This window comes from Streptomyces sp. NRRL F-2580, assembly GCF_000720115.1.
Classification (GTDB): domain Bacteria; phylum Actinomycetota; class Actinomycetes; order Streptomycetales; family Streptomycetaceae; genus Streptomyces.
The window spans coordinates 37,106-49,610 of the sequence record NZ_JOIR01000003.1 but is presented as its reverse complement, the minus strand read 5'-3'; the positions used below and the strand labels follow the sequence as shown (position 1 = coordinate 49,610).

10 protein-coding genes are annotated in these 12,505 nt (G+C 70.2%); all 10 read left to right on the top strand.

Annotation, left to right across the window (positions count from 1 at the left end; all coding sequences use genetic code 11):
- Nucleotides 1–28 precede the first annotated feature (28 nt).
- The 10 genes from uvrC to IF88_RS0103230 all read left to right on the top strand — a co-directional run bounded on the left by uvrC (nt 29) and on the right by IF88_RS0103230 (nt 12,410).
- Entirely contained in the window at nt 29–2,029 is a 2,001-nt protein-coding gene (gene uvrC / locus IF88_RS0103275) for an excinuclease ABC subunit UvrC (RefSeq protein ID WP_030707028.1), read from the top strand.
- Between the two features lie 33 nt (nt 2,030–2,062).
- The gene (gene rapZ / locus IF88_RS0103270; RefSeq protein ID WP_030707027.1) at nt 2,063–3,010 is read left to right on the top strand and encodes an RNase adapter RapZ; all 948 of its coding nucleotides are present in this window, start codon (nt 2,063–2,065) and stop codon (nt 3,008–3,010) included.
- Nucleotides 3,007–4,062 (top strand): gluconeogenesis factor YvcK family protein, encoded by a 1,056-nt coding sequence (locus IF88_RS0103265; RefSeq protein ID WP_030707025.1) that lies wholly within the window; start codon nt 3,007–3,009, stop codon nt 4,060–4,062. Before rapZ ends, IF88_RS0103265 begins: the two co-directional genes overlap by 4 nt.
- Nucleotides 4,053–5,048: a DNA-binding protein WhiA gene (gene whiA, locus IF88_RS0103260; RefSeq protein WP_030009075.1), complete on the top strand. Its 996-nt coding sequence runs from the start codon at nt 4,053–4,055 to the stop codon at nt 5,046–5,048. Before IF88_RS0103265 ends, whiA begins: the two co-directional genes overlap by 10 nt.
- 141 nt (nt 5,049–5,189) lie before the next feature.
- Nucleotides 5,190–8,150 (top strand): M14 family metallopeptidase, encoded by a 2,961-nt coding sequence (locus tag IF88_RS0103255; RefSeq protein WP_030707023.1) that lies wholly within the window; start codon nt 5,190–5,192, stop codon nt 8,148–8,150.
- A gap of 232 nt (nt 8,151–8,382) precedes the next feature.
- Complete coding sequence (gene gap, locus IF88_RS0103250; protein WP_030707022.1) at nt 8,383–9,390, top strand: type I glyceraldehyde-3-phosphate dehydrogenase; 1,008 nt, start codon at nt 8,383–8,385, stop codon at nt 9,388–9,390.
- Nucleotides 9,391–9,521: 131 nt separating this feature from the next.
- Nucleotides 9,522–10,736: a phosphoglycerate kinase gene (locus IF88_RS0103245; RefSeq protein ID WP_030707021.1), complete on the top strand. Its 1,215-nt coding sequence runs from the start codon at nt 9,522–9,524 to the stop codon at nt 10,734–10,736.
- 6 nt (nt 10,737–10,742) lie between these two features.
- Entirely contained in the window at nt 10,743–11,531 is a 789-nt protein-coding gene (tpiA, locus tag IF88_RS0103240; RefSeq protein ID WP_030707020.1) for a triose-phosphate isomerase, read from the top strand.
- Nucleotides 11,532–11,661: 130 nt separating this feature from the next.
- A complete protein-coding gene (gene secG, locus IF88_RS0103235) occupies nt 11,662–11,892 on the top strand; it encodes a preprotein translocase subunit SecG (RefSeq protein WP_030388924.1) in 231 nt (76 codons plus the stop codon).
- Between the two features lie 182 nt (nt 11,893–12,074).
- On the top strand, nt 12,075–12,410 hold the full coding sequence (locus IF88_RS0103230; RefSeq protein WP_010352468.1) for an RNA polymerase-binding protein RbpA: 336 nt from the start codon (nt 12,075–12,077) through the stop codon (nt 12,408–12,410).
- The last annotated feature ends 95 nt before the right edge of the window (nt 12,411–12,505 follow it).

Genomic DNA, 12,505 nt, shown 5'->3' with positions numbered 1-12,505 from the left:
GTCGGACCGCGCCAGTAGGGTGGTTGGCATGGCCGACCCTTCCAGCTATCGCCCCCAGCCGGGACAGATCCCCGACTCCCCGGGGGTCTACAGGTTCCGCGACGAGCACCGCCGGGTGATCTACGTCGGGAAGGCCAAGAGCCTGCGCCAGCGCCTGGCCAGCTACTTCCAGGACGTCGCCGGCCTGCACCCCCGTACCGCCACCATGGTGACCACGGCCGCCTCCGTCGAGTGGACCGTGGTGTCCACCGAGGTCGAGGCGCTCCAGCTGGAGTATTCGTGGATCAAGGAGTTCGACCCCCGGTTCAACGTCAAGTACCGGGACGACAAGAGCTACCCCTCCCTCGCCGTGACCATGAACGAGCAGTACCCCCGGGTCCAGGTCATGCGCGGGCCCAAGAAGAAGGGCGTGCGCTACTTCGGTCCGTACGGACACGCCTGGGCCATCCGCGAGACCGTCGACCTCATGCTCCGGGTGTTCCCGGTACGGACCTGCTCCGCCGGAGTGTTCAAGCGCTCCGCCCAGATCGGCCGCCCCTGCCTGCTCGGCTACATCGGAAAGTGTTCCGCGCCCTGCGTCGGCCGCGTCACCCCCGATGAGCACCGCGAACTGGCCGAGGACTTCTGCGACTTCATGGCCGGGCGGACGGGGACGTACCTCTCCCGCCTGGAGAAGGAGATGCACGAGGCCGCCGAGGAGATGGAGTACGAGAAGGCCGCCCGGCTGCGCGACGACATCGGGGCGCTGCGCCGGGCCATGGAGAAGAACGCCGTCGTGCTGGCCGACGCCACCGACGCCGACCTGATCGCGGTCGCCGAGGACGAGCTCGAAGCGGCGGTGCAGATCTTCCACGTGCGCGGCGGCCGGGTCCGCGGCCAGCGCGGCTGGGTCACCGACAAGGTGGAGGCCGTCGACACCGCCGGGCTCGTCGAGCACGCCCTCCAGCAGCTGTACGGCGAGGAGAAGGGCGAGGCCGTCCCCAAGGAGGTGCTGGTCCCGGCGCTGCCGGAGGACACGGCCGCGCTGAGCCAGTGGCTCGCCGACCGCCGGGGGTCCCAGGTCAGCCTGCGGATACCGCAGCGCGGCGACAAGAAGGCCCTCATGGAGACCGTCCACCGCAACGCGCAGCAGTCCCTCGCCCTGCACAAGACCAAGCGCGCCAGCGACCTCACCACCCGCTCCCGGGCCCTGGAGGAGATCGCCGAGGCCCTGGAGCTCGACAGCGCCCCGCTGCGCATCGAGTGCTTCGACATCTCCCACCTCCAAGGGGACGACGTCGTCGCGTCGATGGTCGTGTTCGAGGACGGGCTGGCCCGCAAGAGCGAGTACCGGCGGTTCCAGATCAAGTCGTTCGAAGGGCAGGACGACGTCCGCTCCATGCACGAGGTGGTCTCGCGGCGCTTCCGCCGCTACCTCCAGGAGAAGCTGAAGACCGGCGAGTGGGAGGCCGAGGACGGCGAGGGCGCGGTGCCCGAGGACGACGGGCGGCCCCAGCGCTTCGCGTACCCGCCGCAGCTCGTCGTCGTCGACGGCGGGCAGCCGCAGGTCGCCGCCGCCAAGCGGGCCCTGGAGGAGCTCGGGGTGGACGACGTCGCCGTGTGCGGCCTGGCCAAGCGGCTGGAGGAGGTCTGGCTGCCCGGCGAGGACGACCCCGTCGTGCTGCCCCGCACCAGCGAGGGCCTCTACCTGCTCCAGCGGGTGCGTGACGAAGCCCACCGTTTCGCCATCCAGTACCAGCGCAACAAGCGCGGCAAGCGCCTGAAGTCCGGCCCCCTGGACGAGGTGCCCGGCCTCGGCGAGAGCCGCAAACAAGCCCTGATCAAGCACTTCGGTTCGGTGAAGAAGCTGAGACAGGCGACAATCGACCAGATCTGCGAGGTCCCGGGCATAGGACGCAAGACGGCCGAGACCGTGGCCGCGGCCCTCGCCGGGGCGGTCCCCGCCGGCCCTGCCGTCAACATGGCGACAGGAGAGATCATTGAGGATGAGAACCCCGCCCCCGCGGGTGGGGGCACCTCCCGGCGGTAGCCGGGAGCCATCGTCCGAACGGGGGACCGAGCAATGACCGAGCACGAGACCACGCACGACCGAGACGGAGCACAGGTGAGTACGGGCACGACAGTGGAGCCCGGCGAGACCGCCGAGGCGGCCATCCCCGAGCTGGTGATCATCTCCGGCATGTCCGGGGCCGGCCGCAGTACGGCGGCCAAGTGTCTGGAGGACCTCGGCTGGTTCGTCGTCGACAACCTCCCGCCGGCGCTGATCCCCACCATGGTGGAGCTCGGCGCCCGCTCCCAGGGCAACGTGGCACGCATCGCCGTCGTCGTCGACGTCCGCGGCCGCCAGTTCTTCGACGCCCTGCGCGAGTCCCTCGCCGACCTCGACAGCCGCGGCGTCACCCGCCGGATCGTTTTCCTGGAGTCCTCCGACGACGCGCTGGTCCGCCGCTTCGAGTCGGTCCGCCGTCCGCACCCGCTCCAGGGCGACGGGCGCATCACCGACGGCATCGCCGCCGAGCGCGACCTGCTGCGCGAGCTGCGCGGCGACGCCGACCTGGTGATCGACACCTCCAGCCTGAACGTGCACGAGCTGCGCGCCAAGATGGACGCCCAGTTCGCCGGGGACGAGGAGCCCGAGCTGCGGGCCACCGTCATGTCCTTCGGCTACAAGTACGGCCTCCCCGTCGACGCCGACCTCGTCGTCGACTGCCGCTTCATCCCGAACCCGCACTGGGTCCCGGAGCTGCGCCCCTTCACCGGGCTCAACGAGGAGGTGTCGGGGTACGTCTTCAGCCAGCCCGGCGCCAAGGAGTTCCTCGACCGCTACACCGAGCTGCTCCAGCTCATCGCCACCGGCTACCGCCGCGAGGGCAAGCGGTACGTGACGATCGCGGTCGGCTGCACGGGCGGCAAGCACCGCAGCGTGGCCATGTCCGAGAAGCTCGCCGCCCGCCTCGCCTCCGAGGGAGTCGAGACCGTCGTCGTCCACCGGGACATGGGGCGCGAGTGACCGCACGGACCCCGCGCCTGAGCCGTCTGCGCCGTCTCACCCCGGGACGGGGCGAGGACGGCGCGGGCCGCTCCGGCCGCCGGCGCGGCGCCGCGCCCAAGGTGGTCGCGCTCGGCGGCGGCCAGGGCCTGTCGGCCTCCCTCGCCGCCCTGCGCCGGATCACCGGTGACCTCACCGCCGTGGTCACCGTCGCCGACGACGGCGGCTCCAGCGGCCGGCTCCGGGAGGAGCTCGGCGTACTGCCGCCCGGCGACCTGCGCAAGGCGCTGGCCGCGCTGTGCGGGGACGACGACTGGGGCCAGACCTGGGCCCGGGTCATCCAGCACCGCTTCCAGTCCGAGGGCGACCTGCACGGGCACGCCGTCGGCAACCTGCTGATCGTCGCCCTGTGGGAACAGCTCGGCGACCCCGTCCAGGCCCTCGACCTGGTGGGCAGGCTGCTCGGTGCCCAGGGCCGGGTGCTGCCGATGTCGGCGGTGCCGCTGGAGCTCCAGGCCCTGGTCAGGGGGCACGATCCGGCCAGACCCGAGGACGTGGACACCGTCCGCGGGCAGGCCACCGTGGCGCTGACCCCGGGCGAGGTGCTCTCCGTACAGGTGGTGCCCGGCGACCCGCCGGCCGTGCCGGAGGCCGTCGCGGCGGTCCTGGACGCCGACTGGGTGGTTCTCGGCCCGGGGTCCTGGTTCTCCTCCGTCATTCCGCACCTGCTGGTGCCGGAACTGCTCGACGCGCTGGTCGAGACGAAGGCCCGGCGGGTCCTCTCGCTGAACCTCGCGCCGCAGCCCGGCGAAACAGAGGGCTTCTCTCCGCAGCGTCATTTGGAGGTTTTGGCCCGACACGCCCCTAAACTCGCCCTGGACGTGGTGCTGGCCGACGAGGCCGCCGTACCCGACCGCGAGTCCCTCGCCGATGCCGCGAAACGGTTCGGTGCCGCGGTCGAGCTGGCCCCCGTGGCCAGGCAGGACGGTTCTCCGAAGCACGATCCGGAGCTGCTGGCCGCCGCGTACGACCGTATTTTTCGGATGCATGGAAGGATCGGCCCATGGCGATGACGCCCGCGGTGAAGGATGAGATCTCCCGCCTTCCCGTCACCCGGACCTGCTGCAGGAAGGCGGAGGTCTCGGCGATCCTTCGGTTCGCGGGCGGCCTGCACCTGGTGAGCGGCCGCATCGTCATCGAGGCGGAGCTCGACACCGGGATCGCGGCCAGACGCCTGCGCAAGGACATCCTGGAGATCTTCGGCCATTCCTCGGACCTGGTGGTGATGGCCCCCGGCGGACTGCGCCGCGGCAGCCGCTACGTGGTCCGCGTCGTGGCCGGCGGCGACCAGCTGGCGCGCCAGACGGGCCTCGTGGACGGCCGCGGGCGCCCCATCCGGGGCCTTCCCCCGCAGGTGGTCTCGGGGGCCACCTGCGACGCCGAGGCGGCCTGGCGCGGCGCCTTCCTGGCCCACGGCTCGCTCACCGAACCGGGCCGGTCCTCCTCCCTGGAGGTCACCTGCCCCGGCCCGGAGGCCGCCCTGGCCCTGGTGGGCGCCGCACGCAGGCTCTCCATCGCCGCCAAGGCGCGCGAGGTGCGCGGGGTCGACCGGGTCGTCGTCCGCGACGGCGACGCGATCGGCGCCCTGCTGACCCGCCTCGGCGCCCACGAGTCCGTGCTGGCCTGGGAGGAGCGGCGGATGCGGCGCGAGGTGCGCGCCACCGCCAACCGCCTCGCCAACTTCGACGACGCCAACCTGCGCCGCTCGGCGCGGGCCGCGGTGGCCGCCGGAGCCCGCGTGCAGCGCGCGCTGGAGATCCTCGGCGAGGAGGTCCCCGAGCACCTCGCCGCGGCCGGCCGGCTGCGCATGGAGCACAAGCAGGCCTCCCTGGAGGAGCTGGGCGCGCTCGCCGACCCGCCGCTGACCAAGGACGCCGTCGCGGGCCGGATCCGCCGCCTGCTGGCGATGGCCGACAAGCGGGCCCAGGACCTCGGCATCCCGGGCACCGAGTCGAACCTCGACCTCAGCGAGGAGATGGCCGACAACATGGCCGGTTAACCGACGGTCCCTGTACGGCAAAGGGGCTCGCGCGATCACTCGTGCGGGCCCCTTTGCCGTAGGCCCCATTGACATGAGCATGGGCCGGTCTTGAGTCTGGCGTCCGAACGCTTTCGTGGCAGACGACGCCCAGGGGGGCACATGAGGCACCGCGCGAGATCGATCCTCGCCGCAAGCGCACTCGTCTTCGCAACCACACTCGCCGCGCTACCCGCGGCGGCCCAGGCCCAGCCCGGTTCCGGCACCGCATCCGGCGCCGACGAGGTGCGGGTCTACGACGCCGACATCACCCGGGAACAGGTCCCGCTCGTCCTCGCCGCCGGCCAGGACGCCCACGAGCTCGGCGAGCGCGCCCCGGAGAGCGGGACCGCCCGGGTCGAGCTCTTCCTCACCGGCGGCCAGGCCGAGGAGCTCGCCGCCCAGGGCGTCAAGCTCGCCGAGCGGAAGATCGGGGCCCAGGGGCTGGCCCGTGCCAAGGCCGCCGGCGACGGCGTGTTCCGCCCGTACAGCGGCAAGGGCGGCCTCCAGGAGGAGATCCTGCGCACGGCGCAGGAGAACCCGGCGCTCACCAAGGTCGTCTCCATCGGCAAGACCGTCCGGGGCAAGGACATCCTCGCCCTCAAGGTCAGCAAGAACGCCAAGAAGACCAAGGACGGCGACAAGCCCTCCGTGCTCTACATGTCCAACCAGCACGCCCGTGAGTGGATCACCCCCGAGATGACCCGGCGGCTGATGCACCACACGATCGACAACTACGGCAAGGACCAGCGGATCACCAAGCTGGTGGACTCCACCGAGCTGTGGTTCCTGCTCTCCGCCAACCCGGACGGGTACGACTTCACGCACGCCCCGGACGGCGAGCGGCTGTGGCGCAAGAACCTGCGCGACAACAACGGCGACGGCAAGATCACCGCCGGCGACGGGATCGACCTCAACCGCAACTTCGCCTACAAGTGGGGCTACGACAACGAGGGTTCCTCGCCGAACCAGGCGAGCGAGACCTACCGCGGCCCGAAGGCCTCCTCCGAGCCCGAGACCGCCGCCCTCGACGCCTTCGAGAAGCGCATCGGCTTCGACTACGCCATCAACTACCACTCCGCCGCCGAGCTGCTGCTCTACGGCGTGGGCTGGCAGGTGGCCACCCCCACCCCCGACGACGTCGCCTACAAGGCGCTCGCCGGCACCCCGGAGAACCCCGCGGTCCCCGGCTACTACCCGCAGGTCTCCTCCGAGCTCTACACGACGAACGGCGAGGCCGACGGCCACGCCTCCAACGTCAACGGCATCATGATGTTCACGCCGGAGATGACCACCTGCCAGACCGCCTCGGCGGCCGACCCGAACGACCAGTGGAAGCCCGAGGACTGCGCCTCCGGGTTCAACTTCCCGGACGACGAGAAGCTCATCCAGGCGGAGTTCGCCAAGAACGTCCCCTTCGCGCTGTCCGTGGCCGAGAGCGCCGAGCACCCGGACCAGCCGAAGTCCTCCCTGGGCCTGAAGGCCGCCGACTTCACCGTCGACCCCTTCACCACCTCCTACGTCGCCCGCGGCGAGGACCAGACGGTCTCCGTCACGGCCCGCAAGGCGCTCAAGGACAAGGAGCTCAACTTCCGGATCAACGGCGGCCGCACGCACGACGAGGGGCTCAAGGCATGGAAGGGCGGCGAGGCCTACGGCGGCGAGGACAACAACTGGTTCGACGAGTACCGCGCCGAGGTGGACGGCGCGAAGCCCGGCGACAAGGTGGAGGTCTGGTTCACCGGGCGCGACCGCGCCGGCAAGCAGGTCTCCAGCGAGCACTTCACGTACACGGTGGCCGAGCGGCCGCGCGCGGACGTCCTGGTGATCGCCGAGGAGGGGGCCAAGGCCCAGCACGCCCAGAGCTACGTCGACGCCCTGCGCGCCAACGGGAAGTCCGCGGCGGTCTGGGACGTGGCGACGCAGGGTGCCCCGCACCACCTCGGCGTGCTCTCGCACTTCCGTACGGCCGTTCACTACACCGGGGCCAAGACCCCCGGCGGTGACACCCAGCTCGCGGTGCGCGACTTCCTGAACGAGGGCGGCAAGCTGATCGAGGCCGGTGAGCTGGCGGGCGGCAACGCCCAGGTCGGCCGCGCCGTGACCAACGACTTCAGCCAGTACTGGCTCGGCGCGTACAGCCGGACCAGCACGCCCGGCGCGAACGGCTTCACCGGCGCCGGCTCCCTGGCCGGGGCGAAGGGCGGCCTCGGCGACGCCGCGGGCAACCCGCTGAACGCCCCCGGCGCCTACACCGTCACCTCCGAGAGCCTGGCCCCCGCGCAGTTCCCGCAGTTCAAGAGCGCCCAGGCGGGCCAGTTCACCGGGGTCGTGAACCCGTACGCCCCCTACTCGGGCACCGGGATGGCCTCGGCCCTGCACGCGGACGACGACTGGAAGCGCCTCGTCCGCACGATCGACCTCACCGGCGTCACCGCGGCCGACCAGCCGCAGCTGAAGCTCGCCCTCAACTGGAACACCGAGGAGGGCTACGACCACGCCGCGCTGGAAGCCCGTACGGCCGGCGGCGACGACTGGACCACGCTGGCGGACCGGGACGGACTGAGCAGCACCACGGTGCCGGAGGAGTGCGCGGCCGGGTTCTTCGTGAACGACCACCCCTTCCTGCGGCGCTACCTCACCCTGGACTCCGGCGGCTGCACCGCGCAGGGCACCAGCGGCCAGTGGAACAGCTTCACCGGCTCCTCCGGCGGCTGGAAGCAGGTCTCCTTCGACCTGAGCGCGTACGCGGGCAAGACCGTCGAGGTCTCGCTCTCCTACATCACCGACCCGGGCTCGGGCGGCCGCGGCGTCTTCGCGGACGAGGCGCGCCTGTCCGTCGGCGGCGCGGAACAGGCCGTCGAGGGCTTCGAGTCCTCCCTCGGTGTCTGGACGGCCCAGGCCGCACCCGCCGGAAGTCCCGATGTCCCCGGCGACTGGTCCCGCTCCGGCGAGCTGTTCAAGTCCTACGCGGCGGTCACTACCCGTGACACCGTCCTGCTGGGCTTCGGACTGGAACACCTGCCCGCCGCGGCGGACCGCGCCCTACTCGTCGGTAAGGCGCTGCGCACACTGAACCGCTGATCGACGGCCCCTTCGTCGCTCACCCTGAGTGACCGGGACCAAGGTCCCCCGGTCCCGTTCCGGAGCGTCAGGAACGGGACCGGGGCGGGGGTCCCCCACGAAGTGGGGGGAGTGTCAGGCTCCGACCGATGTCACCCAAAAGCTCACGGAGAGGTAGGGTCGTAAGCGGTCGGGGACATCCCATTTCAGCTCGCCGGCGCACTAACCGGCGCACCAACGAGGAGATCGGTTCGTGACGATCCGCGTAGGCATCAACGGTTTTGGCCGCATTGGCCGCAACTATTTCCGGGCGCTCCTGGAGCAGGGAGCGGACATCGAGATCGTCGGTGTCAACGACCTGACTGACAACGCCACCCTGGTGCACCTTCTCAAGTACGACACCATTCTGGGCCGGCTGAAGCACGAGGTCAGCCACACCGACAACAGCATCACCGTCGGTGGCCAGACCTTCAAGACCTTCGCCGAGCGCGACCCCGCGAACCTCCCCTGGGGTGAACTGGGCGCCGACATCGTCATCGAGTCGACCGGCATCTTCACCAAGAAGGCCGACGCCGCCAAGCACATCGCGGCCGGCGCGAAGAAGGTCCTCATCTCGGCTCCGGCCAAGGACGAGGACATCACCATCGTCATGGGCGTCAACCAGGACAAGTACGACGCGGCCAACCACCACGTCATCTCCAACGCCTCCTGCACCACCAACTGCGTGGCGCCGATGGCCAAGGTCCTCGACGAGAACTTCGGCATCGTCAAGGGCATGATGACGACGGTCCACGCATACACGAACGACCAGCGCATCCTGGACTTCCCGCACTCGGACCTGCGTCGCGCCCGCGCCGCCGCCGAGAACATCATCCCGACCTCCACCGGTGCCGCCAAGGCCACCGCGCTGGTCCTCCCGCAGCTCAAGGGCAAGCTGGACGGCATCGCCATGCGCGTCCCGGTCCCGACCGGTTCGGTCACCGACCTGGTCCTGGAGCTCTCCCGCGAGACCACGGTGGAAGAGATCAACGCGGCCTTCCAGAAGGCCTCGGAGGGGCAGCTGAAGGGCATCCTCGACTACACCGAGGACGCGATCGTCTCCTCCGACATCGTGAACTGGCCCGCGTCCTGCACCTTCGACTCCTCCCTGACCATGGTCCAGGAAGGCACGCAGGTTAAGGTCGTCGGCTGGTACGACAACGAGTGGGGCTACTCCAACCGTCTCGTCGACCTCACCGTCTTCGTCGGCGGTCAGCTCTAAGCACATAGGCAAGGCACCACGATGTGAGCACAGGGTCCGAGCAGCGCGACGAAGCGCCGCACGGGCCCTGTTGCTTGCCTCGTTCTCCCTTCCTCGCCCTTCGAGCGAAGGGCACAAAGGAGTAGGTACACATGAAGACGATCGATGAACTCCTCGCCGAGGGCGTCAAGGGCAAGCGGGTCTTCGTCCGCGCGGACCTGAACGTCCCGCTGGCCGAGGGCACCATCACCGACGACGGCCGCATCCGCGCCGTCCAGCCCACGATCGCGAAGCTCGCCGCCGCCGGCGCCCGCGTCATCGTGGCCTCGCACCTGGGCCGCCCGAAGGGCACCGGCGTGGAGCCGGCCTTCTCGCTCGCCCCCGCCGCCACCCGCCTCGGCGAACTGCTCGGCGCGGACGTCGCCTTCGCCGGCGACACGGTCGGCGCCTCCGCCAAGGCGACCGTCGCGGCCCTCACCGACGGTCAGGTGGCCGTCATCGAAAACCTGCGCTTCAACGCCGGTGAGACCTCGAAGGACGACGCCGAGCGCGGCGCCTTCGCGGACCAGCTCGCCGAGCTCGCCGACGTCTACGTCGGCGACGGCTTCGGCGCCGTCCACCGCAAGCACGCCTCGGTCTTCGACCTGCCGGCGCGCCTCCCGCACGCGGCCGGCTACCTCATCGCCACCGAGGTCGGCGTCCTGAAGAAGCTCACCGCCGAGGTCGAGCGCCCCTACGTCGTGGTCCTCGGCGGCGCCAAGGTCTCCGACAAGCTGGCCGTCATCGACGAGCTGCTCGGCAAGGCCGACCGCATCCTCATCGGCGGCGGCATGGCCTACACCTTCCTCTACGCCAAGGGCTACGAGGTCGGGATCTCCCTGCTCCAGAAGGACCAGGTGGAGAAGGTCAAGGAGTACATGGAGCGCGCCGAGAAGACCGGCGTCGAGCTGGTCCTCCCGGTCGACGTGCTGGTCTCCTCGGACTTCCCGGACCTCAAGGGCAAGACCCCGGCCGTCTTCGAGACCGTGGACGCCGACGCGATCCCGAAGGACAAGGAGGGCCTGGACATCGGTCCCCGGACGCGCGAGCTGTACGCGTCGAAGATCACCGATGCCAAGACCGTCTTCTGGAACGGTCCGGTCGGCGTGTTCGAGCACCCCGACTACGCCGGCGGTACCACGGCCATCGCCCAGGCCCTGCTCGACAGCAGCGCCTTCACCGTCGTCGGCGGCGGAGACAGCGCCGCCGCGGTCCGCATCCTCGGCTTCGACGAGAATGCTTTCGGCCACATCTCGACCGGTGGCGGCGCCTCCCTCGAATACCTCGAGGGCAAGACGCTCCCCGGCCTCGCCGCCCTGGAGGGCTGACCCCTTATGTCTGACGCTGCAAACGGTCGTACCCCGCTGATGGCGGGCAACTGGAAGATGAACCTCAACCACCTGGAGGCCATCGCCCACGTCCAGAAGCTCGCCTTCGCGCTCGCCGACAAGGACTACGACGCCGTCGAGGTCGCGGTCCTCCCGCCCTTCACCGACCTCCGCTCGGTCCAGACCCTGGTCGACGGCGACAAGCTGAAGATCAAGTACGGTGCCCAGGACCTGTCCGCGCAGGACTCCGGCGCCTACACCGGCGAGATCTCCGGCTCCATGCTGGCGAAGCTGAAGTGCACGTACGTGGCCGTCGGCCACAGCGAGCGCCGCCAGTACCACGGCGAGTCCGACGAGATCTGCAACGCCAAGGTCAAGGCCGCCTACCGGCACGGGATCACCCCGATCCTGTGCGTCGGCGAGGGCCTGGACGTCCGCAAGGCCGGACAGCAGGTCCCGTACACGCTGAGCCAGCTCGACGGCGGCCTCAAGGACGTCCCGGCCGAGCAGGTCGAGTCCATCGTGATCGCCTACGAGCCCGTCTGGGCCATCGGTACCGGCGAGGTCGCCACCCCCGACGACGCCCAGGAGGTCTGCGGGGCGATCCGCACCCGCCTCGCGGAGCTGTACTCGCAGGAGCTGGCCGACAAGGTCCGCATCCAGTACGGCGGCTCGGTGAAGTCCGGGAACATCGCGGCGATCATGGCCCAGCCCGACGTCGACGGCGCCCTGATCGGCGGCGCGGCGCTGGACGCGGAGGAGTTCGTCAAGATCGTCCGCTTCCGCGACCAGTAAGTATGCGGTAGGGCGGATCCGTCGTACCCTTGCGGGGGCCAGAGGCTGAACCACCAGCCTCTGGCCCCCGCGCACATCCCGCAAAGCCGGAAAGCCTGAAAAAGCCAGAAAGTAGGAATCAGCCGTGATTATGGGGTTCTCGATCGCCCTGATCGTCTTCAGCGCCCTGCTGATGCTGCTCGTGCTGATGCACAAGGGCAAGGGCGGCGGCCTCTCCGACATGTTCGGCGGCGGAATGCAGTCGTCGGTCGGCGGTTCCTCCGTCGCGGAGCGCAACCTGGACCGCATCACCGTCGTCGTGGGTCTGCTGTGGTTCGCGTGCATCGTCGCGCTCGGTCTGCTGATGAAGTCGAGCAGCTGACCGTTCTGGCCATTCCGGCAGTCCTGTCGGTGGTGCCCGGCCTATCATGAGGTCCGGCGTCCGTAGCGCGGAATCAGTAACTCCGCTCACTGGACGTGCGTTGGGCCTTACGTAGACTTGGGCGCTCCGCGGCGGAAATTCCACTCACACTCCGCGGCACCATCACGCAGGGAGTTACGACCGTGGCAAGTGGCAACGCGATCCGTGGTAGCCGGGTCGGAGCGGGGCCGATGGGTGAGGCAGAGCGCGGCGAGTCCGCGCCCCGCCTGCGCATCTCCTTCTGGTGCTCGAACGGGCACGAGACGCAGCCGAGCTTCGCCAGCGACGCGCAGGTGCCGGACACCTGGGACTGCCCGCGCTGCGGGTTCCCGGCCGGCCAGGACCGGGACAACCCGCCCGCGCCGCCGCGCACCGAACCGTACAAGACGCACCTGGCGTACGTACGGGAACGGCGCTCCGACGCCGACGGCGAGGCGATCCTCGCCGAGGCGCTCGCCAAACTCCGCGGCGAGATCTGACACCGCCCCATATGTGTGACGTGAGGCCCGGCTCCGCAGGAATCATCTCCTGCGGAGCCGGGCCTCTTTGTGTGCGTTGCGCCGCTTCTGATCCC